The sequence below is a fragment of the Clostridium estertheticum genome, from assembly GCF_026650985.1.
Taxonomy (GTDB): domain Bacteria; phylum Bacillota; class Clostridia; order Clostridiales; family Clostridiaceae; genus Clostridium_AD; species Clostridium_AD estertheticum_C.
In genome coordinates this window covers 3,285,524-3,311,031 of the sequence record NZ_CP086239.1, presented here as the reverse complement: position 1 = coordinate 3,311,031, position 25,508 = coordinate 3,285,524, and the positions used below count along the sequence as shown (strand labels likewise).

General features: G+C 30.4%; 22 protein-coding genes and 1 pseudogene. 18 read left to right on the top strand and 5 right to left on the bottom strand.

Features of this window, described 5'->3' with window-relative positions; all coding sequences use genetic code 11:
- Positions 1 to 163: 163 nt before the first annotated feature.
- The 3 genes from LL038_RS15870 to LL038_RS15860 all read left to right on the top strand — a co-directional run bounded on the left by LL038_RS15870 (position 164) and on the right by LL038_RS15860 (position 5,489).
- On the top strand, positions 164 to 1,555 hold the full coding sequence (locus LL038_RS15870; protein ID WP_216123827.1) for an aldehyde dehydrogenase: 1,392 nt from the start codon (positions 164 to 166) through the stop codon (positions 1,553 to 1,555).
- 80 nt (positions 1,556 to 1,635) lie between these two features.
- A complete protein-coding gene (locus LL038_RS15865) occupies positions 1,636 to 4,362 on the top strand; it encodes a UPF0182 family protein (protein ID WP_216123829.1) in 2,727 nt (908 codons plus the stop codon).
- A 227-nt stretch (positions 4,363 to 4,589) separates the two neighbouring features.
- Entirely contained in the window at positions 4,590 to 5,489 is a 900-nt protein-coding gene (locus LL038_RS15860; RefSeq protein ID WP_216123831.1) for a cation diffusion facilitator family transporter, read from the top strand.
- Positions 5,490 to 5,503: 14 nt separating this feature from the next.
- On the opposite strand, the gene LL038_RS15855 is transcribed toward LL038_RS15860, so the two are convergent.
- Positions 5,504 to 6,883 (bottom strand): MATE family efflux transporter, encoded by a 1,380-nt coding sequence (locus tag LL038_RS15855; RefSeq protein WP_216123833.1) that lies wholly within the window; start codon positions 6,881 to 6,883, stop codon positions 5,504 to 5,506.
- A 382-nt stretch (positions 6,884 to 7,265) separates the two neighbouring features.
- Between LL038_RS15855 and LL038_RS15850 the strand changes: the two genes are divergently transcribed.
- Entirely contained in the window at positions 7,266 to 8,675 is a 1,410-nt protein-coding gene (locus LL038_RS15850) for a L,D-transpeptidase family protein (protein WP_216123842.1), read from the top strand.
- A gap of 87 nt (positions 8,676 to 8,762) precedes the next feature.
- Here the strand turns inward: LL038_RS15850 and LL038_RS15845 are convergent, their stop codons facing one another.
- Positions 8,763 to 9,671 carry an AEC family transporter gene (locus LL038_RS15845; protein WP_216123844.1) on the bottom strand — a complete coding sequence of 303 codons (909 nt, stop codon included), beginning with the start codon at positions 9,669 to 9,671 and terminating at the stop codon, positions 8,763 to 8,765.
- 28 nt (positions 9,672 to 9,699) lie between these two features.
- Positions 9,700 to 10,560: a mechanosensitive ion channel family protein gene (locus LL038_RS15840; protein ID WP_268055887.1), complete on the bottom strand. Its 861-nt coding sequence runs from the start codon at positions 10,558 to 10,560 to the stop codon at positions 9,700 to 9,702.
- Between the two features lie 214 nt (positions 10,561 to 10,774).
- Here LL038_RS15840 and LL038_RS15835 point away from each other — a divergent pair, with 214 nt between their 5' ends.
- The 4 genes and pseudogenes from LL038_RS15835 to LL038_RS15820 all read left to right on the top strand — a co-directional run.
- Positions 10,775 to 12,046 (top strand): D-alanyl-D-alanine carboxypeptidase family protein, encoded by a 1,272-nt coding sequence (locus LL038_RS15835; RefSeq protein ID WP_253200000.1) that lies wholly within the window; start codon positions 10,775 to 10,777, stop codon positions 12,044 to 12,046.
- Positions 12,047 to 12,067: 21 nt separating this feature from the next.
- Positions 12,068 to 12,784 (top strand): hypothetical protein, encoded by a 717-nt coding sequence (locus tag LL038_RS15830; RefSeq protein WP_216123852.1) that lies wholly within the window; start codon positions 12,068 to 12,070, stop codon positions 12,782 to 12,784.
- Positions 12,785 to 13,014: 230 nt separating this feature from the next.
- Positions 13,015 to 13,968, top strand: coding sequence for a ketopantoate reductase family protein (locus tag LL038_RS15825; protein WP_216123853.1), 954 nt, complete (start codon positions 13,015 to 13,017; stop codon positions 13,966 to 13,968).
- A gap of 9 nt (positions 13,969 to 13,977) precedes the next feature.
- Positions 13,978 to 15,005: pseudogene (locus tag LL038_RS15820) on the top strand (transposase); the annotation flags it as partial.
- A 267-nt stretch (positions 15,006 to 15,272) separates the two neighbouring features.
- Here LL038_RS15820 and fliB read toward each other — a convergent pair.
- A complete protein-coding gene (gene fliB, locus LL038_RS15815) occupies positions 15,273 to 16,493 on the bottom strand; it encodes a flagellin lysine-N-methylase (RefSeq protein ID WP_216123397.1) in 1,221 nt (406 codons plus the stop codon).
- A 244-nt stretch (positions 16,494 to 16,737) separates the two neighbouring features.
- Between fliB and LL038_RS15810 the strand changes: the two genes are divergently transcribed.
- Both LL038_RS15810 and LL038_RS15805 read left to right on the top strand, forming a co-directional pair.
- Positions 16,738 to 17,172, top strand: coding sequence for a GNAT family N-acetyltransferase (locus LL038_RS15810; protein ID WP_253200052.1), 435 nt, complete (start codon positions 16,738 to 16,740; stop codon positions 17,170 to 17,172).
- Between the two features lie 33 nt (positions 17,173 to 17,205).
- The gene (locus LL038_RS15805) at positions 17,206 to 17,613 is read left to right on the top strand and encodes an AAA family ATPase (RefSeq protein WP_216123395.1); all 408 of its coding nucleotides are present in this window, start codon (positions 17,206 to 17,208) and stop codon (positions 17,611 to 17,613) included.
- A 76-nt stretch (positions 17,614 to 17,689) separates the two neighbouring features.
- Here the strand turns inward: LL038_RS15805 and LL038_RS15800 are convergent, their stop codons facing one another.
- Complete coding sequence (locus LL038_RS15800) at positions 17,690 to 18,136, bottom strand: DUF6773 family protein (protein ID WP_216123393.1); 447 nt, start codon at positions 18,134 to 18,136, stop codon at positions 17,690 to 17,692.
- A 128-nt stretch (positions 18,137 to 18,264) separates the two neighbouring features.
- Between LL038_RS15800 and LL038_RS15790 the strand changes: the two genes are divergently transcribed.
- The 8 genes from LL038_RS15790 (at position 18,265) to LL038_RS15755 (ending at position 25,498) form a co-directional block, all read left to right on the top strand.
- Positions 18,265 to 19,470, top strand: coding sequence for a multidrug efflux MFS transporter (locus tag LL038_RS15790; protein WP_216123392.1), 1,206 nt, complete (start codon positions 18,265 to 18,267; stop codon positions 19,468 to 19,470).
- A gap of 13 nt (positions 19,471 to 19,483) precedes the next feature.
- Positions 19,484 to 20,089 carry an isochorismatase family protein gene (locus LL038_RS15785; RefSeq protein ID WP_216123391.1) on the top strand — a complete coding sequence of 202 codons (606 nt, stop codon included), beginning with the start codon at positions 19,484 to 19,486 and terminating at the stop codon, positions 20,087 to 20,089.
- A gap of 411 nt (positions 20,090 to 20,500) precedes the next feature.
- Positions 20,501 to 20,677: an oleate hydratase gene (locus tag LL038_RS15780; RefSeq protein ID WP_216123390.1), complete on the top strand. Its 177-nt coding sequence runs from the start codon at positions 20,501 to 20,503 to the stop codon at positions 20,675 to 20,677.
- A gap of 57 nt (positions 20,678 to 20,734) precedes the next feature.
- Positions 20,735 to 21,529, top strand: coding sequence for an acetoacetate decarboxylase family protein (locus LL038_RS15775; RefSeq protein ID WP_216123389.1), 795 nt, complete (start codon positions 20,735 to 20,737; stop codon positions 21,527 to 21,529).
- Positions 21,530 to 21,610: 81 nt separating this feature from the next.
- Positions 21,611 to 22,474: an SDR family NAD(P)-dependent oxidoreductase gene (locus tag LL038_RS15770; RefSeq protein WP_216123387.1), complete on the top strand. Its 864-nt coding sequence runs from the start codon at positions 21,611 to 21,613 to the stop codon at positions 22,472 to 22,474.
- A gap of 249 nt (positions 22,475 to 22,723) precedes the next feature.
- Entirely contained in the window at positions 22,724 to 22,879 is a 156-nt protein-coding gene (locus LL038_RS15765; protein WP_162855514.1) for a hypothetical protein, read from the top strand.
- A gap of 484 nt (positions 22,880 to 23,363) precedes the next feature.
- Positions 23,364 to 23,591, top strand: coding sequence for a hypothetical protein (locus tag LL038_RS15760; RefSeq protein WP_216106273.1), 228 nt, complete (start codon positions 23,364 to 23,366; stop codon positions 23,589 to 23,591).
- Between the two features lie 68 nt (positions 23,592 to 23,659).
- The gene (locus LL038_RS15755) at positions 23,660 to 25,498 is read left to right on the top strand and encodes an APC family permease (RefSeq protein WP_216123385.1); all 1,839 of its coding nucleotides are present in this window, start codon (positions 23,660 to 23,662) and stop codon (positions 25,496 to 25,498) included.
- Positions 25,499 to 25,508 lie beyond the last annotated feature (10 nt).

Genomic DNA, 25,508 nt, shown 5'->3' with positions numbered 1-25,508 from the left:
AAATCAAAGAAATAAAAAGAACTTAGTTCTTTTTATTTCTTTTTTTGACTAGAATTGTGTTATAAGGATGATAGGCTTATAATTACAATATATTGTGCGAAAAGCCCACTCCTTGAGGTGTGGGGGTATCAGAATAAGCTAATAATCAAATGGGGGTTTTAATATGGATATAATTGATAAAGAAATAGTAGAAAGTATGCTTAATGAACATAATAAGTTTTTTATTTCAGGAGAAACGAGGAATATAAAATATAGGATATCTGCACTTAAGAAGTTGAAAAGTGTAATAAAAAAATATGATAAAGAGTTAATAAATGCATTGTATAGGGATTTAGGGAAAAGTGAATTTGAGGCTTATGGTACCGAGATTGGTTTCGTTTTGGATAGTATAGGTAATTTTATAAAACATTTAAATAAGTGGGCTAAGACTAAAAGAGTGAGGACACCTATACATCAGTTTCCATCTAAGGGTTATATTATGTATGAACCCTATGGAACGGTGCTTATTATAGGGCCATTTAATTATCCTTTTCAGCTTTTAATTGAACCATTAGTAGGAGCTATAGCCGCTGGAAATTGTGCTGTTCTAAAACCATCCGAAAATACACCTACTGTTTCAGGTTTAGTAAAAAAAATAATTGAAGAAACTTTTGAAAAAAACTATATACGAGTTATTGAAGGGGAAAAAGAAACTACTTCTGCTCTTATTAATTCAGCATTTGATTACATATTCTTTACAGGGAGCGTACAAGTTGGGAGAATAGTTATGAGGGCAGCAGCAGAAAATCTCGTACCTATAACACTTGAACTAGGTGGGAAAAGTCCAGTAATAGTAGATAAAACTGCTAATTTAGAAATAGCAGCTAAGAGAATATTATGGGGTAAACTTATAAATTCAGGACAAACTTGTATAGCTCCGGATTATATATTTGTGCACAAAGCTATAAAAGATAGTTTTATAGAACAGTTAAAAAGTACAGCGATAAGTTTTTATGGTGAGGACGCTTCTAAAAGCATTGATTATGGCAGAATTGTTAGCAGTAGGCAGTTTGAAAGATTGGCTTCAATAATTGAGAAAGATAAGAATAAAATTATTTATGGTGGACATTCAAATGCAGGTACTTTGTACATTGAACCAACAATTATTGATAATGTAGATTTTCAAGATGCAGTTATGCAAGATGAGATATTTGGGCCAATTATGCCAATACTAGAATATGAGAATTTAGAAGAAGTTATTGAAATGATAAATAATAGACCAAAGCCATTAGCATTATATGTTTTCACAGAAGATAAAAAAGTGGAGACATCTGTTTTAAGTAGAATTTCTTTTGGGGGAGGGTGCGTGAATGATACTATATCTCACGTTGCAGGTTCAAATATGCCTTTTGGCGGTGTTGGAAACTCTGGAATGGGTGCGTATCATGGAAGAGATAGTTTTGAAACTTTTTCTCACAGAAAAAGTATACTAAAGAAAAGTACTTCTATAGATATAAAACTTATTTTCCCTCCTTATGGAAATAGAATAAAACTTATAAAAAAAATATTAAAATAATGTAGATTGGATAGATATAAGATATAATGTACATAAGATATATTAAAATACGTAAAAAAAAATAAATAAGAGGTGATTTTATGAGTAAGAAAAAAAAGGTTATTCTATCTTCTATAATTATAATTATTTTGGCATGCTTATTTTTTGTAGGTAATATAGCGCAAGTAATTATTAATATTGAGTGGTTTAATACAATGGGTTACCTTTCAGTATACTTCACAAAAATACTCACGGTGTTAAAGCTTATGGTACCTGTTTTTATCCTTAGTTATATTGGTATATTATTATACTATAAGGGTATAAAAAAGAGTATTGCACATATGAAAAAAGTAGTAGAAGTAAATACAAAAAAGGATGTTATTGAAAATAAGATTTTTATAGCAAGTAATTTATTTGTTTCACTTGTATTTTCTTTTGCATTTTCATCCACATATTGGAATATGATTCTTCAATTCATAAATGCAGTTAGTTTTAATGTGAAAGACCCTATTTTTAATTTGGATGTGTCTTTTTATATTTTTAAACTTCCGTTAATTCAATCATTATATAGTTTCATAATGACATTATTAGTACTTTTAATTATTATAAAGGTAATGGTATTCTTTGTATTTAAAACAAAAAATACATTTAGCGCAGGTAAAACAGCAAATCCTTTCGATGATATTAAATCAACATTTAAGGAACTTAGTGTATTTGCAGGAAAACAAATTGCAATAATAGCTTCACTAATAGCATTTTTTCTTTCAATTGGATATTTAATAAATTCATTTAATTTAGTGTATAGCCCTAGTGGAGTTGCATATGGTGCAAGCTACACAGATATTCATGTAACACTACTATTTTATAAAATACTGATTGTGACTTGCATTGTTGCTGCAGTTGTAATATTTATAAATGTTTTAAAATCAAAGATTAAGCCCATAATAATTTCAGCTGCCGCCATAGTTTTAATAAGCTTTGTACAAGTGATATCAGCAGTTGTAGTTCAAAGCAGTATTGTAAAACCAAATCAAAAGGAACTTGAAAAACCATATATTCAGAATAATATTGATTTTACAAAGAAAGCATTTAATATAGAAAATATTACTACAACACCTTTTAATATAAAAAATGATTTGAAACAAGAGGATATTTCAAGTAATAAGAAGACAATAGATAACATTAAATTAAATTCATCTACGCAGGCACTTGAATTTTATAACCAAGTTCAAATATTAAGATATTACTATAGTTTTACCGATATAGATGTAGATAGATATAAAATAAACAATAAGTATAGTCAAGTACTAGTTGCGGCAAGGGAAATAGATTCAAAATCATTAGAGCCAATTACTTGGCAGAATACTCATATGATTTATACACATGGTTATGGTGTTGTAATGAGTAAGGTAAACGCTGTTACGACAGAGGGTCAACCTGATTTCGTAATAAAGGATATGCCAATAGCAAACAGTACAGATATTAAACTAACTAATCCAAGAATTTATTTTGGAGAAAAAACAAATGACTATGCATTAGTAAATACTAAGGTGAGCGAGTTTGATTATCCTCAAGGTGGAGCCGACAAAATAACAAATTATGTTGGAGAAGCTGGAATTAAAATGAATTTAGGTAATAAACTTTTGTTTGCAATAAATAAGGGAGAGTTAAATTTCCTATTATCAAGAGATATTAAGAGTACAAGTAAAATCCTCATTAACAGAAATATAGTTGAAAGGGCAAAGAGTATAGCTCCATTTTTAACTTATGACAAAGATCCCTATGTTGTTGTAAGCGGTGGGAAAATATACTATATAATTGACGCATACACAACATCATCTAAATATCCGTACTCGCAACCACAAAATGGGGTAAACTATATTAGAAATTCAGTTAAGGTTGTAATTGATGCTTATGATGGAAGTACAAATTTTTATATATCAGATTCAACTGATCCAATTGTGCAAACTTACGCAAAAACATTCCCGAAACTGTTTAAGGATATGTCGAAGGTTCCAGCTGACATTAAAGCACATTTTAGGTATCCATCTGATATATTTAGCATTCAAAGTGCAGTACTCAGCAAATACCATGTAACTGATGCTGGAGTGTTTTATAATGGGGAAGATTTTTGGGATGTTTCCAAGAATGCAACTGCGGTAGGTGCTGATGTTAAAACAACTATTCCGCCATACCTTGTAGAAAAATTACCAGGAATGGATAGTGAAGAGATGATACTTCAACAATATTTTAATGTAAAGGGAAAATATAACATGACAGCAATTTTAGGGGCTAGAATGGATGGTGAAAATTATGGTAAACTGTTCCTAAATAAATTCCCAGCATCGGAAACAACGGTTTACAGTCCATTCCAATTTAAGCAAAGGATAAGTCAGGATACTACAATTTCAGCGCAGCTTTCTTTATGGAATACAGGAGGATCTCAAGTACAATATGGAGACACTGTTATTTTGCCAATAAAGAATTCGTTACTTTATATTGAACCTGTCTATTTAAGAGCTAGCGGAAAAAACAGTATTCCTGAAATGAAAAAAATAATAATTTCATACGATAGCAAGTTACTGATGGTTGATAATATTGAAAGTGGACTAGAACAAATATTTAATTATAAGGCACCAAATGCAGTAGTTAAAACTGAAACAGGAACTACGACGACTGTTCCATTAACCCAAACTGAAACTAAATTAATTAAGCAGGCAAATGATTTATATACTAAAGCACTTGATGCTCAAAAAAGTTTGGATTGGGCAAAATATGGAGAATATATTAAGCAACTTGGTACTTTGTTAAAACAACTAAATAAATAATGAATAATAAATAAAAAACAGATGCAAAATTGCATCTGTTTTTTTTGTTTTATAAACAGTTAATTTAAAAATTACTTGAAAAGTAAATTCATGTAAAATGAATTATCAATTGAAAATGATAATTGCTAAATATTTGAATTAAAAGTGTTGATTTTAAACATGATTTGATCTATAATAATAATATTAAAGATTATCAATTGATTTCAATTTGAAAGGAATGAATAAAAATGAACAAGCAAAAATGCGCATTACTATCCATATTTTCTAATACTGCGTTAATACTTTTAAAAGTTATAGCTGGAATATTAATGGGCTCAGTTAGTGTTATTTCTGAAGCAATCCATTCGTCTATAGATCTTCTGGCAAGTATTATTGCCTTTTTCTCAATTAAGGTAGCCTCAAAAGCTGAGGATGATGGTCACCCATTTGGGCATGGTAAGTATGAAAATGTATCTGGATTCGTCGAGGCTTTATTAATTTTACTTGCTGCGGCGCTCATAATCTATCAAGCCATAAAAAGAATAATTGATGGTGGAGCCGTTGAAAATGTAGGTGTAGGTATATTTGTAATGATCATAGCGGCTGTAGTTAATTTTTGCATCTCGATGATTTTATTAAAAACAGCAAAAAAGACAGATTCTATTGCTTTAGAGGCAGATGCGATGCATCTTCTAACAGATGTGTATACCTCTATAGGAGTGTTTGTTGGACTTATATTATTGAAAATAACTAAAATACCAATTATAGATCCAATCACTGCTATATGTGTTTCGGTCTTAATAGTTAAAACTTCAATAACATTAATCAAAAAATCTTTAAATGATTTAGTAGATTCTAAACTTCCAGATGAGGATATTTCAAAAATATTAAATATCCTTGACTCCCATCTAGAAATAACTAGATATCATAGTTTAAAAACAAGAAAAAGCGGACCTACACGAGAAATTAATGTGAATGTCCATGTTTTCGCAAACGCATCGTTAGTTGATGCCCATATCCTCTCCGATAAAATTGAAGAGGAAATAAAAAATATATTTACTGGGGAGTCATATGTAATGATTCATCTAGAACCAGAAATTTCAAGTGAGGTAAGTGAGGTAAGTGGTCAACATGGGAAGCTAGTTTAGGAAGCTTAAATTATTTATATAACATTTTCTTTAATTATCTCTAAACTTAGTTCATGTTTATTCATCCTCTTTATCTCTGCTATTATCATTATAGTTGTTATTATAAATGCGATAAAGTCAGATGTTGGACCGGACATCCAAATTCCGTCTAATTTAAAGAAATGTGGCATCAAAAGTATCAACGGTAAAAGTACTATAATTTGCCTTAAAAGACTTAAAAATATAGAAATCTTAGCCTTTCCTACTGCCTGAAAATAATTTGTAAATACAACCTGTGAACCTATTAAGGGAAGCATTATAAGAAATATTCTTATTCCTCTAGAACCGAGATCTATAAGCCCTTTATCACTGTTGTTAAATATACTTATGATTTGAACTGAGAAAAGTTGAACGATCACAAATCCTACAATGGACATAAGGGTAGCTATAATAGCTGCATATTTTAAGGCTAATTTAACCCTCTTGTAACTTTTAGCACCGTAGTTATAACCTATAATTGGTTGTGCTCCTTGATTTAATCCAAAAATAGGCATCATAATCAGCATATTTATACTATTTATCAATGAAAAAGCACCTATTGCTATAGGACCACCATATTTTTTTAAACTCTTATTAAATGTTACAGTAATAAGACCAGCCGCCATTTGCATAATAAATGGAGACATTCCTATTTCTAATATTTCTTTCACAACTTTCATTTGTAACTTCATATTTTTTCTTCTTAATTTCAAGACACTTTTTCCTCTTAAAAAGTATAAAAGAACCCAAATAGAACACACAGCTTGAGAAATTATAGTAGCTAGTGCTGAACCAACTACTCCCATATGAAGACCGAAAATAAATATAGGATTTAATATAAAATTCAGTATAGCACCGATAAGCATTGTAACCATAGCCATAAGTGCATTACCTTCTGAACGTATAAATGGATTCATACCAAAACCTAAATTCTGAAGTATAACTCCTAGTAATATTATGAACCCGAATGGTTTAGCATAAGGCATTGTTGATGGGTCAGCTCCCAAAAGTACTAGTATTGGTTCTAGAAATATAAGGCCTATAATACTTACGACTATAGACATTATAACTACAAGTACAAAGGCATTTCCGAGTATCTTTTCTGCATCTTCTTTTTTATTCTGTCCGAGTTTAATAGAAACTACAGCAGCTCCACCTATTCCAACAAGCATTCCAAAGGCCATTATAACATTTGTAATTGGAAATGTTATAGCAACTCCTGATAGAGCAAGTGGGTCAGGAACACCCCTACCAATAAAAATTCTATCTACCACACTGTACAAAGCATTTACAAGCATTCCTATTATTGCAGGAATCGAAAATTTCCAAAGAAGGGATCCAACCTTCTCAGTCGCTAATTCATTTGAATTATCCATATAAAATACCACCTTTTAATTAATCTTCGCCCCAGAGTTTTTGAAGCACTTCTACTTGTGAAGAGGTAAGATCATATTTTTGTAATTTATTTAAAAGTCTTACTGACTTTGTTAACCAATATCTAATTCACAGTTCTTCATTACCCATAATTATATTTAGCCTCCTAAATGTTCCAAATGACATATTAGCATAAGGGTAAAGATAAATCAACTTATGTTTAATAAATAGATTAAATCAGCTTGTCTTGCTTCTTTCTTTGTATCCATAAAATATTAATAATAATTGGTTTAAGTTGGTTGGTTAGTACATAAACTGAAATGTAGATTTAAAAAGATCAATCATCAATTCTAAATTATTTTGTTATTTAAAGGGGCGGATATTATGGAAACAGAAGTAAAAAAATCAACGTTAGGGTTAATAAAAAAGCATAAGAAAATTGTTGTGGGTATTATAATTTCTATTTTAACTTTACTTGTTATATATTTTGGAATGGTGATATTTTTCATGAATCACTTTTATTTTGGTTCTGTAATAAACTGCATTAGTGTTTCATGTGAAAATGTGGAGGATGTAAATAAACAAATGAGAACTGAGATTAATACATATAGGTTAAATATAAAAGAAAGAGGCGGTAAAAACGAACAAATTAAAGCAAGTGAAATTGGTTTAAAGTATAATTCAGATGGTAAATTTAACGAACTAAAAAATAGACAGAATCCTTATAAATGGATTTCATCGTTCTTTAACATAGAAGATTCTAAAATGATTGAAGGAGTTAAATATGATAATAATCTATTAAAGAAGCGATTGGATAAGCTATTTTGTTTTAATAGCAATAATATAATTGAACCTAAAAATCCAAGCCTTAAGTATACAGGTAATGGTTATGTAATTGTACGTGAAGTAAGTGGTAACAAGGTTAATAAAGACATTTTATATAATAATGTGGCAGGTGCAATACTTAAGGAAAAAAATACAATAAGCCTTGAGTCAATCAATTGTTATGCTAAGCCGTTATATACTTTAAATTCTCCAAAAGTTATTGAAGCTAAAAATAAACTTAATAAATATGTATTTTCAAAAATCACATATACATTTGGAGGAAATAAGGAACTTTTAGATGGTTCTGAAATAAATAAGTGGCTTACAGTTGATAAGAAGTTTGAGGTCACATTTAATGAAAAAGAAGTTGAAAAATATATAGATGTACTTTCTCAAAGTTACAGTACAATTGGCAAGAACAGAAATTTTGTTACATCATCAGGAAACACAATAAAAATCGGTGGGGGTGATTATGGCTGGTCTATTAATAGTGTTAAAGAAACGCAAGCCTTGATTTCAATAATAAAAGAAGGAAAAACTATATCTAAAGAACCCGCATATATTCAAACTGCTTTAGCTCATGGCAAAAATGATATTGGCGATACCTATGTAGAAATAGATCTGAAAGCGCAGCATTTATGGTTTTATAAAAATGGGTCTCTGATAGTACAAGGTGATATTGTTACAGGTAATATAAGTTCTAATTATGGAACTCCCGATGGTATTTATAAGTTAAAATATAAAGAAAAAGATGCTATTCTTGTAGGTCAAGGATATGCTTCCCCTGTTGATTTTTGGATGCCATTTAATGGAGGTATAGGAATTCATGATGCGAGCTGGCGGAGTGTGTTTGGAGGAAAGATATATAAGTCAAATGGGTCCCATGGTTGTATAAATTCGCCATATTATTTAGCAAAAGCGATATTTGACAACATTGAGACGGGTAGTCCAGTTGTCTGTTATAGTTAGTAGGGAGAATTAAATCATAAAATAGGACCGCAACATATATTGCGATCCAGATTATAACTTGGTAAAACAGTGGACAATTTCTGTATACTAAACAAAAGCAATAATCGCCCACATGAGTATAAAGCTTATTATAATTGTCAAGTTATTGACAGTTCCTACAAACCTAGTATCATAGTCAAATTCCACTGAGTAAGGAATAACTGTAAAGCTTATTGGTAATATAAGACCAATTAGCATGGTTTTTTTGAACATTGGATCTAGGGGTACTAAATTATAAATAAGTATACCTACTCCAAATCCAATTATATATCTTAAAGCAATTATCTTGGCCATGTTTTTCAAATATGTCTTCTTAAAGGAAAAGCTTAGGTATAATCCAAGTGCCAATAATGCGAGAGGCATATTTGCTTTGGATAGAATTCCAGTAATTTGTATAATAGGCTTGGGAATGCTAAGGCCCAAAAGATTAATCGCTAAAGTAATAATGTACGTAAGAAAAGGTATTGAGTGCATAGTTTTCGCGAAAATATTTTTGTAGCTTACTTCACCTTTACTACTTGAATAAATGCTTGCAATTATATAACAAACAGCGAAAACAATGAAGGAATTACCCATATCAAACATACCAAAGTATTTGAGCCCTGACCTTCCCCATATTGACTCTACTATAGGATATGCGAAAAGACCAACATTGAAGGAAGGGACTAGCATTGTTAACATTCCTTTTTCTCGCCTTGATTCTCCTTTGAATACAATGAGGGCCACTACTGCCATAATTAATCCAAATACAAAACTAATTACAGGGACAAGCAGTAGGCTTTTGTCTATAGTCATTGTACTAAAAACATTTATTACAATGGAGGGAAGAGTGACATTAAAAATCAATCTGGAAATAACTTCTCCATCGCTTTCCTTTAAAATATTTACTTTTTTTAGGAAATATCCGAGTAAAATAATACTTAATGACATAAGAAACTGTGAGTTAATAGTGTTCATTTATTGTCTCCTTGTGTATATAGTCTAATCATAATAATTCGATGTCTTCATGTTTAGCAAATTCATCTAGAATATCTTCAACTAAGGCATGCTGTAAATTTCTAAAATTTCTTGCCTTGCAAATAAGCCTTAAGTTTAAACAAACACTTCCGGATTCCATGGAAGTATAGACTGTGTGTGAAAGATTTTCGTAATAAATAGGAAGAGTTTTTGATGCTATGCTTAGTGAATCTTTTGCTTCCCGCTCTATATCTCCTACTTTATCATCAGCAATAGACATTAATATATTTTTAGCTTCTCTCCAATTACTTGTAAGTGTAAGGTTTATTTTAAGCTCATTCCAAGTAAAAGGGAATGCGTTAGTTTCATTTATAAGGTCTTCAGTGAGTATTTGTATATTTGGTATATGAGTAATTCTCCCAGTACTTTGTCCGTATGTTCTATTGTCATTTTCCATGACCTCAATTATAGTAGTATAAAACCAATCTATAGCTACGACGTCGCCAAGACTCTCTCCAATCTTTATTCTATCACCAAGTTTAAAGGGCTTGTGAGTATTAATTATAAGCCATCCCAAAAAACTTGCTACAAGATCACGAAAGGCAAAGGCAAGTCCAGCAGAGAATATCCCTAAAAATGTAAATATATCCTTAGACTCATACATCCATATTGGTATAATAGCTACAGCAGTTAAGATATTTACGGATAGTGTAGACGTTTTTTTATATTTTATTGTATTAAGTGAATCAAAATTTGATTTATTAATAAATGAACATATACTTTTCTTTAACAAATGAAACATCATTATTATAAATATTGTTATTATGATTTTTATCAATACACCGACTGTTTCAAATTTTAAACCTAAATCTAACAAAAATTTAATCACTTATTTTATACCCCTTTATAGTATATTTAAACTATATGTATTAGCATATAGTTTAAATAGTATAGAGCAAAACAGAATATATGTCAATGACAGTATTTGAAAAATGTGATATAATATTAGCTTATACGCTAAAATATTGTCTTGTAAAATGATATACAACAAACTGTTTTTTATAATAAATTTGTAATAAATAAAAGTAATGGAGAGATGAAAGTTGAAAAACAAAAGATTTTTTATTCTGATTGTATTATTTCTAGTATCTTCTATGAGTTTAAATGTTTTTGCTGCGACTGGTAGTGAGAGCACTACAAATGTGCCAACAATATATGGGAAAGCAGCTATCACTGTTGATGTTGCAACTGGCGAGATAATTTATGCGAAAGATGTGGACAAGCAAATGTACCCAGCAAGTATGACAAAGCTGATAACTGCACTACTTCTCGCTGAGAACAGGGTAAAAACTGATAAAATAAAATACACGCAAAGTGCAAAAATTCAGCCAGCGGATTCATTAAATGTTAATCTTCATTCAATTGGACTTAATGAGACCATGTCAAGTGCAGATGTAATGGATGGTTTGTTATTATTTTCAGCAAATGACACTGCATATATGATTGCAGATAATATTTCAGGGAATTCTACAAATTTTATGAAAATGATGAATGATAAGGCAGCTAAATTACAGATGACTAAAACTCATTTTGTAACTCCTAACGGTCTTCATGATCCAGATCATTATACTACGCCTTATGATATGAGCATATTGGCTAGATTTGCATTTTTAAATCCTTGGGTAAAAGAGTCAATGAATAAAAAGCAAAGTACTTTATCAACATCAAAAGGTACAACATTTAAAATTGAGAACAGCAATAAACTTCTTGGTGTTAATGGTTGTATTGGTGGAAAAACGGGGTATACTTCAAAGGCAGGGAGATGTCTTGTAGCTTTTTATGAAAGAAATGGTAGAGAAATTATGGGCGTTGTTATGGGCTCAGTTATGGATGCAAGTGACACTTATGTTTTCAATGATATGGAAAAAATTATCAACTATAGTTATACTTTGCAAAGGACGGTGTTACACGCAAACAATTCCGTTGTGAAAACAGAAACATTAAAATATAAACCGCTTAAATTTTTTGGCCCAGAAAAAACTGTAAGTGTACCACTAGTAGTTAAAGAGGATGTTAGTTATTACAAGAATGATGCAAATGAAAAAGACTTGAAGGAAAATATAAACTTATCTGATATCACTGTTTCTAGTCTTAAAGGAAACGAGAGCATTGGAACCTTGAGATTAACACAAAAGGGAAAAGTAAAAACTTATAAGCTTTATTCAGCAGTTTCTAGCGGAGCTTTAACAAAGAATGATATGCCTATATATCTTATGGCGGCGGGAATATTAGCTTTAGTTTTAGTAGGAATAGCGCTTATAATAAGAACAAATTATTTGAAGAAAAGAAAAAGAAGGAGAAAAATAAAATATTAATAATATTTTAGGGGGATAAGAATGAAGAAATTGGGTTGGCGTTTTAAATTTTCTGTGTTATTGATATTTTTATCAATAGTATTATATTCTTTTCACTATTTTCTTTTTAGAGACACACATCTTATTTTATTGTATTTTATAGGAGATTTGGCATTTATACCTATTCAAGTTTTATTAGTATCCTTAGTTATTGATAGAGTTATTAAGCAAAGAGAAACGGAAGCTTTAATAGAAAAGCTAAATTTAATAATAGGCGTGTTTTTTAATGAAGTTGGTACTAGCACGTTAAAATACTTTACGGCGATTGATTCAAACGTTAAGGAGATTGCAAATTTTCTCATAGTTGATCCAAGTTGGGAAGATAGAGATTTCAAAAAAGCATTAGAAAAATGTAAAAATTATGATTATGAAATTGAGTTCTACAAAGTTGACTTGGAAGAAATGAATAAATTCCTTTTAAGTAAAAGAGGATTTTTATTGAGACTATTAGAAAATCCAAATCTATTGGAGCATGAAACTTTTACTCATTTATTAACGGCAGTTTTTCATTTGCAAGATGAGTTGTCTTCAAGAAATTTAGCAGAACTACGTGAGGATGAAAAAGAACATATAAAAAATGATATAAAAAGGGTATACCGGGCAAGTGTAAGCCAATGGGTTATGTATATTAAGCATTTGAAAAATACTTTTCCGTACTTATTTGTTACAGCAATGTCAAATAATCCTTTTGATAATTGAGGTATGCACTAATGATTTTTATATAAAAAAAGAACTGTTTATATATAAACAGTTCTTTTAAAGATTTATATTAAATTTATATTAATTAAAGGGGGGCTCTAATTAAAAAATTAATTACTCTCTATGATATATATAATAACAATTATATGTGTCATTATAGTGACATTATTAAGAATTAATTGTAAATTTAAAAAAGAATATATTAATATATGATAAGGGGAGAGTGTATTATGAAATACTTAATAATTGGTACTGGTGGTACAGGGGGTTGTATAGGAGGATATTTAGCAAGTAGTGGAAAAGATGTTGCATTTATAGCAAGAGGGAATCATTTAAAGGCTATAAAGGAAAATGGACTTATTGTTCACTCAACGCTAAAGGGTGAAATAAATCTAGAAAATGTTAAAGTATTTGATGGCGACCAGGAATTTGGTAAGTTTGATGTGATTTTTTTATGTGTTAAAGGATACTCATTAAATGAGACTATTTCTACCATAAAAAAGGCTTCCCATGCAAAAACAATTATAATTCCAATTTTGAATGCATTAAATGCTGGAGAACAGTTATCCGAGGCTTTGCCTGGTATAACTGTTCTTGATGGTTGTATTTATGTTGGGGGATATATATCAGCTCCTGGGGAGATTACACAGACAATTAAGATTTTTAGAGTTGTTTTTGGAGCAAGAGAAAATACAAAGGTGGATATTGATGTATTGTATAAAGTACAATTAGACCTTGAGGAATCGGGAATAGATGGAATTATTTCAGATAATATAAGATGTGACATATTTAAAAAAATCTCATTTACATCTGCATATGCGGCGACTGGAGCGTATTATGATGCTGCAGCTGGTGAATTTCAAAAGGACGGAGAATGCAGAAAGATGTTTATATTGTTACTTAAGGAATTACAAAAGGTTGCAATTGCATTAAATATTAAATTGGACACAGATTTTATAGACGAAAATCTTGTAATTTTAAGTGGATTTAGTTCAGATACAACGGCTTCAATGCAAAAGGATATTAAGACAGGTAAAAGCAGTGAAAAGGATGAACTTATCTTTAATATTGTAAATATTGCAGAAAAGTATGGTATTGGTGTTCCAAATTACAAGAAAATAGCAAACCATTTTGGGTATATTAAAAGCTCTAGGATGTTTATACAAAGAAAAGAACTGATGTAATTACATCAGTTCTCTTTCATAAGAGAATTGACTCAAAAATATTATTGTTTAGATAATGGAAGACCTGGCGTAGATCCTATTTTACTCTTCAAAATGCTGTTTATTGATACCTATTTGGAATAAAATCTGAGCGACAACTTGTAAAGGAAATTGAAGTAAATGTAGCTTATAGATGGTTTTTAGGACTAAGCCTTACTGATGTTATTCCAGATCATTCAACAATTAGCCAAAATAGACGTAGACGATTTAAAGGAACTGACGTGTTCCAAAAATATTTGACGAAGTCGTATTTAAGGCTATAAATCTTAAGATGGTAACTGGTAAAATACTTTACACAGATTCTACACACCTAAAAGCAAATGCTAATAAGCGAAAGCTTGTGAAAATTGAAGTTGAAAAACACCTAAAGAATATGTAGCTGATCTTAATAAAGCTGTAGAGGAAGATAGAATAAATCACGGTAAAAGACCTTTGAAAGTGAAAGAACCTGTTACCATAATAAAAGAAATTAAAGTTAGCACAACTGACCCCGACAGCGGATATATGATGAGAGATGGCAAGCCGGAAGGCTTCTCCTATTTAGATCACAGAACTGTGGACAGTAAACACAATATAATTACTGATGTTTATGTTACTCCTGGAAATATAAATGATGTTGATCCTTATATCGATAGATTGGATGTGCAAATAAAAAAATTTAATTTTAATACAAAATATGTAAATAGAACTCAATGTTTTTCTGATAAAAGTAAGGTTAAAACTGTTAGAAGACATGTTTGGGAAATGTATAAAGAAGATGTTGTAAAGTTTACCAAAACGGATAAGGGTAGAAATATATATATAGAAGAAGGAAAGAAACTATAGAGCGAAGCTTCGCAGATTCTAAACAACTGCATGGGCTTCGCTATTGCCATATGCGCGGATTAGAAAATGTGCAAGAGCAGTGTCTGCTTACAGCAGCAGTGCAAAATATGAAAAAGATAGCTAGCCTACTATCTTCCATGTTTTTTTATTTTATAACTAAAGAACTGATGTAATTACATCAGTTCTTTTAAAGTTTTATATTAAATTTATATTAATTAAAGGGGGACTCTAATTAAAAAAATCAATTACTTACTTTCTATATCTTTATTATAACAACTATTTGTGTCATTATAGTGACGAAACTAAGAACTAATTGTAAATTTAATAGAAAACAAACATAAAACCGGATAATAATCCAAAGTTTTCTAAAAAAAATTGTATTTGAGCAGTAATATCATAAAAAACATGGTGAACCTGATTAATAATTCTTGCCTTGTTTTTTATAAAAGCTTTTTAGCAAATTCCATATTATCAAATTTATGTTCCTTTATATGATTTAGTGAATCAGTTAAATAAGTCCTGTGATGTTCTATGGTCTTAGAGAAAGTTTGGATAAACTCAACTATATCTTCTTTGTTATCATGATCATTATATAAATATCTTCCAACTAAATAAAACCTAATAAATGAAGACCTTACTAAAAGCATAATGTATCCATCAAACATTGATTCTGATTCATTAAATGGAAACATGTAGTTATACATGAAATTAACTAAATAATTTTCGAAAATATAGCTATTATTATTCATAAAATTTTCAGTATAATTTTCAAATGCTTTTGTGTAAAGCTCGGAATGTTTACTAATATCTTCTTCTTTATCAAATTTGAATCCAGCTATAATTTGCTTAGTATATTCCTTAAAAGAAAGACTATCCACTTCTTTAGATACTTTTAAAAAACCTAGCATTGTTTTGAAAAAATCTACTTGAATAATATAACTTGGCCCTTTTTTTTCATATGAATCGTTAACTGAATTTATATTATATTGTTTAATAAATGTTGGTACATTATTATACTTATGTTTAAGTTCTTTTTCTAATGCATTTATAAAATCACCTAATATATAAAGTCTTTGGCTTAGGTCGAATTTCCTATTTTGAATTATTTTAATACTAAGGTCTCTAATTTCTTTAAAATACTTTACTGGTGAGTTATTATATTCTGTAGATGTAGTTTCAATATCACTTGATATTATATGTTTTCCTAAAATTTCTTCACTTTCCTTAAAACTAATTCCTTCTTCTTTTAATAAAAGAATTCTTGCGGCTTCTGGACAGGCTACATCAAGGGACATTTCGTAATGCCTATCTACCATATTTGTTATTCTAGGAAAAGATGTGCAAACATTTGAAAGATATTCTTCTCCAATTTTCGAATAAATCATACAATAATTTGCTTCATCTAGAAAAGCACATCTTTTCCCGCTTTTTAATTTTACTTTTCCATAATCTACATCGGGACTTAGGTATTCATCATTATTATGTACATTTTTTTGAAACATGCGTTTCATTTCTTTGTCTTGAACTTTATAATACTGCCGAAAGGTTGTCTTATCAATATCTATATCCCAACCAATACAACAACTGTCTTTACATTCTCCACCAATGCATTCAAATTCTTTAAGATATGTCGGATACCTTAGTTTTATAGTTTTCTCCATTGTCTACTTCCTTTACATATAAATTATTTTAAGTTTTATATTCTATATTCATTTTACTATAGTATCTTAAGTTTGTCAGATGTCTATTCATGCCAACTTATGCATAAATGATTTTTATGAAGATTTATATTAAATTTCCATATCTAAACTATGTAAGTAATAGTATAATAAAGGAAATATTGTGATTGACTTTTGAAAGATATGGCAACTTAAATACTGATTAAATCGTCTTGGGGGTGTTGATTTGAAAATAAATATTAGAGAATGTACAATGCTAGACTACATGGATATAGCTCTACTTAATAAAAATGAAATGGGGTATGAATATCCGGCTTCAGATACAAAAAAGAAATTAGAACAATTACTAAATGATAGTAACCATAAAATATATGTAGCTATAGCTTACGATAAGGTAGTAGGATATGTTCACGCAAATAATCATGATTTGCTATATGCACCGCATTTGAAGAATATTATGGGTATTGCTGTAGCATCTGATTTCAAAAAAAATGGTATTGGAAAAATGCTCATGAATGAAGTTGAAGAATGGGCATGGGATACAGGTGCATATGGCGTCCGATTGGTGTCAGGATTAGCGAGAACTGGAGCACACGCATTTTATGTGTCTTGTGGATATGGTGGAATAAAAGATCAGAAAAACTTCAAGAAAATGTTTTAAATAAAGATTATTTATATTTTATGGGGTGATGAAATGGATAAAATTATTTTATTATGTGAGAAAATATGTAGTGGAAAGAGTACATATGTAAAGAAAATGAAAATAAGATATAATGCGGTTATTTTATCTTGTGATGAATTGATGTTGGGATTGTTTGAAGAACAATTGGGAAATAACCATAGAATTATTTTACAAAAGGTTCAAAACTATCTTTATCAGTTAGCTGAACAAATTGTATCAGCAAATACTAATGTGATATTAGACTTTGGTTTTTGGACTCAATTTGAAAGACAGCAAGTCAAATTATATTATGCAAACAAAAGGATTAAAACGGAACTACATTATGTCAGAGTATTACAAGAGATATGGTTGTATAACATCGAAAAACGAAATAAAAATCTAAAAATGGGAAAAAAAGTTATTACATTAATGAAAATATGAAATAACTTTTTTCAAAACAGTTTCAAGAGCCAGACAGTAATGAAATAGATATATTGTTCGATAATAATAAGTTAGTTTAATTCTCGCCATTATCATTTTTATGTCTGGATATATTACCTAAAGCCACAATAACTAAAAAAACTAATATAGAGATTGTGATTACTATAAGTGTGGTTCCAATGTTTGAAAAAAGTGGATTATTATCTTTGAAAAATACTGTTAGGACAATCCCTGATATTAAAAGAAAAACAGAGACAAAGATACCACCTATTACATACTTGGAATTTTCATTTTTATAGTTAACGCCTAAATAGGATCCTGACTTTATTGTCCCGATAAGATAATATACCATACAGATAGTAATAATTATTAACACATTTAAAGGATAAGCTAGCCAACTAATTCCTATCTCGCGAAGTCCAATATCTATAAAAAGTAGATAGAACATTGCCATAAAACAGTTATTCCCTATTTTATTTCTTCTTTGGATTTGCATTTCATCCAGTTTCTCATTTTTATACATTGCTATCATCCTCCCCAAAAATTTGATCTAATGTTTTACCAAGTACTTTGCATATGTCTCTACATAATTGTATTGATGGATTATAGCCACCATTTTCAATTAAAAGTTAAGAAAGAGGGAAGAGGCAATTGAAATTATGGAAAAGAAATTTATATGTATGCTGGTTTGGAACCTTTGTTACAGCGATAGGCATGAGTCAAATAGCTCCTATTATGCCTCTTTATATAAGACAGTTAGGAATCCAAAATATATCTGCAATCGAGCAGATATCAGGAATTGCTTTTGGAGCAACATTCATTGTATCCGCAATATTTTCACCAATATGGGGATACGCAGCAGACAAGTTTGGACGTAAACCTATGCTACTGCGTGCAAGCCTCGGGATGGCTATTGTAATTGGAAGTATGGGGCTTGCACAAAATGTATATCAATTGATCGGACTTCGAATACTTCAAGGAGTTATAACAGGGTATACTACAGCTTGTATTACACTTATAGCAACTCAAACAGAAAGAGAACATGCAGGGTGGGCTTTGGGGGTGCTTTCAACAGCCTCTGTTACAGGGTCACTTCTTGGGCCATTATTTGGTGGATATATGGATGAGATTTTAGGTCTAAAGTTTGCATTTTTTTTAACTGGAGGATTAATGTTAGTTGCATTCATTGCAACCTTACTATTTGTTAAAGAGGAGTTTGTACGAGAAGAGAAAAAGATTTTAAGTATGAAAGAAGTATGGAATCAGTTACCTAATTCTAGTCTTATTGTAACTATGTTTGTAACTTCGTTTGTATTGCAACTTGCATATTATTCTATTGAGCCTATAATAACTGTATATATAACTCAGTTATCAACTAATGTGGCTCATATTGCATTTATTTCTGGTATGGTTTTTTCAGCTTCTGGACTTGCATCTATAATAGCAGCTCCTAGGCTCGGAAAGTTGTCAGATAAGATTGGACCACAGAAAGTAATGCTTGTAGCACTTATAGTAGCAGGAGTGTTATTTATACCTCAAGCCTTTGTAAAAAATTCATGGCAATTAATGGCATTAAGATTTTTACTTGGATTTGCAACGGCGGGTCTTGCGCCATCAATTAATACACTGCTTAAAAAGATAACTCCAGATGTTCTTACAGGTAGAATATTTGGTTTTAATATGTCTGCATTTTATCTGGGAACCTTTGCTGGATCTGTGTTTGGTGGACAAATAGCAGCGCGTCTAGGTTTAATATATGTATTTTTTATAACAAGCGGGTTGCTCCTTTCAAATGCAATTTGGGTTTATTTTAAAGTGTATAAGAAAGTAAATGTTTTACAAAATCTAAGTGAATAAAGGGAAAATAAAAATGGAAGATTTAAAGTCAATAAAAGAAAAAGAATATATTAATGCTCAGAGGACAGCTCTTGTAGTTATTGATTTACAAATGGGTATTGCTAATAAAGAACGTCCAGCTTCACCTTTTACATATGACCAGGTTATAAAGAATGCAAGTAGTTTAGTTAAAACATTTACTGAAAAGGGGGCGTTTGTAGTTCTTGTAAAAGTTTCATCACTAGATGGAAAAGATATGTTAAAGCCAAATACAGATGTTGTTATAAAAACTAATTTATCATCTTTACCAAAGGGCTTTGATAGTTTTGTACCTGAACTCTCAAATGTTAAAAATGCACATCATATTATTAAAAGACAATGGGGAGCGTTTTATGGTACTGATCTTGATTTGCAACTAAGGCGTCGTGGGATTGACACTATTGTATTATGCGGTGTTTCAACTAACATTGGTGTAGACACTACAGCAAGAGAAGCTTTTCAACATGGATATAACCAGATTTTTTCAACTGATGCAATGACAGCTTCTACAAAAGAAGAACATGACTTTGAATGCAAGTATATCTTTCCTAGGATTGGAAAGCTTAGAACTACGCAGGAAATAGTTTCATTAATAAGATAAAATCAGTTCTTTTTATAGTCGCCTAATAGCCTGACAGGTTACTTTAAAAAACGCTAATGTATAAACTTTTAACCAAAAGAAGAACTGATTATGTTATATCAGTTCTTCTTTTGGTTATGTTAAATTTATATTTAATTAAAGGGGGCTCTAATTAAAAAAAATTAATTACTTTCTATGTACTTATAATAACAATTGATTGTGTCATTATAGTGGCAAGAGTAAGAATTAATTGTAAATAGTTTAATGTATATTTTGTACTACTAAGAAAGACAAGTGTATGGTTTTCAGACACTTTTGCAAGTCTGATTGTAGACAAACTTTCTGGTTGGAATTATATTGTAATTATGGGAGGTGCTTAACTTGGTAAATGAAAATTTGACCAAGGGATATAACTTAAAAATAAATTTTTGAATGGAGGGTGTTAAAATTAAATTCAATTTTGATCAAACTATCGATGTAGAAAAAATGAATGCTTATATGGTTGGTACTGGACTTGCATCACTGACTGCTGCAATATTTTTAATTAGAGATGGTAATTTTCCAGGAAAAAATATTCATATATATGAACAATTAGGCGTTATAGGTTGAAGCATGTCAATGTTAATGAAATAATTTTGAAACATAAAATATAGGGAGGTACCAATAATGAATAGTTTTATAAAGGATCCAAATGATATTAAAAAATATTGTAGTAAACCAACAACTTTTTACGATGCGCAGATGCTTACGGCTTATTGGGAAACAAAGCCTGAGATTATTGCACGGTTACTCCCAGCACCTCTAAAGCCAGCTAAAAGACCTTTAGTAAGTGCTTTTGTAGCAAATTATCCTAGAACAAATTTTTGCGCCGCATATAAGGAAACAGCTTTACTTATATTAGCAGATTACAATGGTCAAATCGGAACCTATTGTATTTCAATGCAGGTAAGTGACGGCATGGCTATGGCACTTGGCAGAGAAATTTATGGGTTTCCAAAGAAACTGGCAGAAATTGAACTTAAGAGAGAAGGAGATACGGTTAATGGAAGTGTATCCCGAAATGGAATAGAATTCTTTAGTTTAAAAGCAAATCTTAATGGAAAATTCAATGATATAGACGGCAAGAAAATAATTGGTGATAATTATGGAAATATATTACCTATATATAACTTCAAATATTCTAAGTCGCCAGATGGCAGTGGATTCGACTTAAAACCACGACTTATAGAGCAAGGGGAAACCATGGATAACACACTATTTGAAAATGGAGAAGTTGAGATGAATCTTAAGGATTCACCACATGACCCTTGGGCAGAATTAGAAGTCGTGAAGATGTTAGGTTGCACATACACTGAAGGAACCACAGTACTTTTAAGGGGTAAAGTCTTGGAAGAAGTAGATCCAATGGCATTTATACCTTATTCCAATACAAGATGGGACTGGTGGGAAGACTCTTTATAATATTAAATTAAGTTATTATTATGCCAAAGAGGTTAAAAATATTGGTTATTTTTAAGAAGGATTTTAAGGAGGCTTTGTATTATGAAGGACTTTAAAGGCAAAGTAGCAGTTATTACAGGTGGAGCAAATGGAATAGGCCTAGCAATTGCTAAGGAATGTGCAAAAAGATCAATTAAGATAGTTATAGCAGATATTGATGGAAGTGACTTAAAAAGAGCGGAAAAGCAACTTAAGGCAGAAGGTGCAGATGTATTAGCCGTCGAAATGGATGTCATGAAATTTGAAGACATGGAGATGCTTGCGAAGATAGCTCTTGAAAGATTCCATCATATAGATTTATTGTTTAATAATGCGGGAGTTGTAGTTGCAGGACCAGCTTGGTTACTATCTTTAAACGACTGGGAATGGATTATGAAAGCTAATGTTTGGGGCGCTATACATGGAGAAAAAGTATTTATTCCAATAATGCTAAAACAGGATACTGAGTGCTATATTGTCAATACTTCTTCTGTAGCTGGGCTTTTGGATCTGAATGGGATGTCAGCATACCATACTTCGAAATTTGCAACAGTTGGTCTTTCTGAATCTACTTATTTAGATCTTCAGTGTCAAACAGATAAAATAAAAATGTCTGTGTTCTGTCCAGGATTTATTCAGACAGATCTTGATAATTGTGAAAGGCACAGACCAAAGAAATATGCAAATGACATGAGTCAACCTTATTATCAAAGTGATTTGTATAAAGAAGAAGAGGGCCAGAAACATAAGGTTATTAAAGGTGGAATTCCAATTGATACAATTGGAGATACTATATTTAAGGCAATTGAGGAAGAAAGATTTTATATTCTAACACATCCAGAGTTAAATCCACTTATAGGTCTGAGGGTTAAAAATATGTTTGAAGGTGGAAGACCATCTATGGATGTGATAAAAGGCGTTAAGTAATTTTAAAACAATAATATGATATGAAATAGGTACCAGGATATAATTTCCTGGTACCTATTTTAAGTATGCACGAAACTAAAATATATATTAGTTAATAGGCATAACTCAAAGCACTGTTTTTAGGTTATAATAGATTATAAAATAATAAAACATACCTTGAAAATATTCATTACTAATATTAAATTAGAAGGTAGCAGTTAGTTTTTTAATGTGAATTTTATAAAAAATAAAAAAGAAGAAGGTAAAAATATGAAAAATGATGTAAATAAAAACATGGAAATAATGAAAAAAATTATTGAAGAAAAGAAAGCAAAATCTTCACAGCAAAAAAATACTAGGAGACCACCAATATACGGACCACAAAGCTCAGGAGCAGGAAATGGTGGAGGTTTAGTTGGTAAATAATTTATAAGTAAGTTAACTTAATAGAATACACAAATGAAAAACCCCCTTAATTTTAGGAGAATAAAACTACGATTAAGGGGGTTTTTATCTATGTGATTCAATTTGGAAGCAAAAATTCAATTATCAACAATAATATAGATTAAAGGCTATTAATAATATATTTTAAATATGGTATAATTAATGACTGTTTGTGTAAAATTATGTGAAATTATATTTTTTATAGTAAACTCCGAAGAAAATAGATCCTAATTTGTGGAAAAATTACAAGAATATAAAGCTGAATTATAAAATCTTAACACAATCTTTATACGATTGGGTGTATCTTTATACTAATTTAGCATAAAATATATATTGAATTTGATATAATGTTTTAACTATCAAGTGCGTGAATAATATAATGAGATTATAGTTAGTAATTATTAAGATTAGTATGGAAGTACGAGTGGTTAATAAATAAGATTATAATAAGGGGTGTGATTTTTTTATGGAGAAGGTTTTAAATGCAATTCGTGAGTTTTATAAAGAAAATGGATATGATTATGTAAAGCCAATATATATAAATAGTTTAGTTGAAATTACAAAAGATGAAACATTAAAAATAGTAGAAGCACTTAAGGTTAAGGGTTATATAGTTGAGATAAGCTGGAAAGATGGAAACAAATGTGAATTTTATTTAAATGATCTTGGTAAACAAAAAATATTACACATATAATTTAACTATAATTATAGTTAAATTATATGTAATAAATATTGTAGTGTTAAAATTATGGAGGTGGGTTTGTGTTTTCTAAAATTAGAGAACTATTAATAGGTAAGACACTTAAAACAGAAGAGTTAGAGGGAGAAAAGTTAAATATTTTTTGGGGATTGCCTATATTATCTAGTGATGCTATTTCTTCCGTTGCGTATGCAGGGGAAGAAATTTTATATGTATTAATTGGAGTTATAGGTCTTATGGCATACAGATATATGTTTTATGCCGCAGTAGCTGTTATTTTATTATTAATTTTACTTGTTTTATCTTATCGGCAGACAATTGATGCATATCCAAATGGTGGTGGCTCATATATAGTTGCACAGGATAATCTGGGCATAAAACCTGGACTTATTGCTGGTGCATCACTTACTGTTGATTATATACTTACAGTTGCTGTTAGTATATGTGCTGGAACCGCTGCAATAACTTCGGCTATTCCATCACTACTTAATCATAAAGTAGCTATAGCTCTTGTAATGCTAATAATTTTAACAATTGGTAATTTAAGAGGAACGAAGGAATCATCTAAAATATTTGGAGTTCCAACATATTTGTTTATTGTTTCTTGTATAGTTCTTATTATAACTGGTGTTATAAGGCATTATGTTTTTGGATATTTACCAGCACAAATGTATTCAATTCCAAAGCAAATAGGTGACATAACATTATTCCTATTTCTTAGGGCATTTGCTTCAGGTTGTACTGCATTATCAGGGGTTGAAGCGGTAAGTAATGGGATTCCTAATTTTAAAGAACCATCTCAAAAAAATGCAAAAGCTGTTTTAGTTTTACTTGCTTGTTTAGTTCTTTTTATTTTTGGTGGGTTATCTTTTTTAGCAACAATTTATCATCCAGTACCTGTTGCAGATGTGACTGTATTTGCTCAAATTGCTCAGCAAGTTTTTGGAAAAGGTATAATGTTTTATATTATTCAAGTTACCACTGCATTTGTTTTAGTAATGGCTGCAAATACAGCTTATGCAGGTCTACCATTGCTACTTTCTTTAATGGCACAAGATGGATATGTTCCAAGGCAATTTTCACAAAGGGGAAAGAGGCTCAGTTTTTCAAATGGAATAATAGTACTTGCAGTGGCAGCTGGTATTTTAATTATTGTGTTTAAAGGGGATACTCATTTGCTTTTGCCATTATATGCGGTAGGTGTATTTTTATCTTTTACACTCTCGCAAGTTGGAATGTTCCTAAAGTGGACAAGGAGCAAAGAAGAAGGCTTTAAACATAAGGCAGTTATAAATGGATTAGGTGCTATTGTAACTTTTATTACAGTAATACTTATAGGTATTACAAAGTTTGTTCATGGTGCTTGGTTAGTTTTTATTATAATACCCGTACTTGTATACAGTATGGGAAAGATAAAAAATCATTATAATAAAGTAGTAAAAGAAATTAAATTATCTAATGATGAAAGGCCTAATATTGGAATAAAGACAAATAACGATCAACATGTAATAATACTTTTAGGTACGTTAAATAAGACTTTTTTAAAGTCATTAAACTGTGCTAGATGCTTATCTAACAATGTAGTTGCATTTCATGTATCGACTGATCCCGCAGCTACTGAAAAACTAAAAGTAAAATGGAAAGAATATAATCCGGGAATTCCATTAATAATCGAACACTCTGCATACAGAGACATTATAGAACCATTAATGAACTTTATAGAGTCTGAGGATCGTGCATCAAAACATGGAGAAACAGTAACAGTAGTAATATCACAATTTGTTATTACTAAGTGGTGGCATAACTTACTTCATAACCAAACAGGATATTTTGTAAAAAGCATGTTATATAAAAATAGAAATGTTGCAGTCCTCACTGTACCGTATATAATAAAAGAGTGAATACTCAAAA

Excerpts from the sequence above, each read along its gene's own strand:
- LL038_RS15870 (WP_216123827.1), top strand. The coding sequence starts at position 164 with ATGGATATAATTGATAAAGAAATAGTAGAAAGTATGCTTAATGAACAT.
- LL038_RS15865 (WP_216123829.1), top strand. The coding sequence starts at position 1,636 with ATGAGTAAGAAAAAAAAGGTTATTCTATCTTCTATAATTATAATTATT.
- LL038_RS15860 (WP_216123831.1), top strand. The coding sequence starts at position 4,590 with ATGAACAAGCAAAAATGCGCATTACTATCCATATTTTCTAATACTGCG.
- LL038_RS15855 (WP_216123833.1), bottom strand. The coding sequence starts at position 6,883 with ATGGATAATTCAAATGAATTAGCGACTGAGAAGGTTGGATCCCTTCTT.
- LL038_RS15850 (WP_216123842.1), top strand. The coding sequence starts at position 7,266 with ATGGAAACAGAAGTAAAAAAATCAACGTTAGGGTTAATAAAAAAGCAT.
- LL038_RS15845 (WP_216123844.1), bottom strand. The coding sequence starts at position 9,671 with ATGAACACTATTAACTCACAGTTTCTTATGTCATTAAGTATTATTTTA.
- LL038_RS15830 (WP_216123852.1), top strand. The coding sequence starts at position 12,068 with ATGAAGAAATTGGGTTGGCGTTTTAAATTTTCTGTGTTATTGATATTT.
- LL038_RS15825 (WP_216123853.1), top strand. The coding sequence starts at position 13,015 with ATGAAATACTTAATAATTGGTACTGGTGGTACAGGGGGTTGTATAGGA.
- fliB (WP_216123397.1), bottom strand. The coding sequence starts at position 16,493 with ATGGAGAAAACTATAAAACTAAGGTATCCGACATATCTTAAAGAATTT.
- LL038_RS15805 (WP_216123395.1), top strand. The coding sequence starts at position 17,206 with ATGGATAAAATTATTTTATTATGTGAGAAAATATGTAGTGGAAAGAGT.
- LL038_RS15800 (WP_216123393.1), bottom strand. The coding sequence starts at position 18,136 with ATGTATAAAAATGAGAAACTGGATGAAATGCAAATCCAAAGAAGAAAT.
- LL038_RS15785 (WP_216123391.1), top strand. The coding sequence starts at position 19,484 with ATGGAAGATTTAAAGTCAATAAAAGAAAAAGAATATATTAATGCTCAG.
- LL038_RS15780 (WP_216123390.1), top strand. The coding sequence starts at position 20,501 with ATGGAGGGTGTTAAAATTAAATTCAATTTTGATCAAACTATCGATGTA.
- LL038_RS15775 (WP_216123389.1), top strand. The coding sequence starts at position 20,735 with ATGAATAGTTTTATAAAGGATCCAAATGATATTAAAAAATATTGTAGT.
- LL038_RS15770 (WP_216123387.1), top strand. The coding sequence starts at position 21,611 with ATGAAGGACTTTAAAGGCAAAGTAGCAGTTATTACAGGTGGAGCAAAT.
- LL038_RS15765 (WP_162855514.1), top strand. The coding sequence starts at position 22,724 with ATGAAAAATGATGTAAATAAAAACATGGAAATAATGAAAAAAATTATT.
- LL038_RS15760 (WP_216106273.1), top strand. The coding sequence starts at position 23,364 with ATGGAGAAGGTTTTAAATGCAATTCGTGAGTTTTATAAAGAAAATGGA.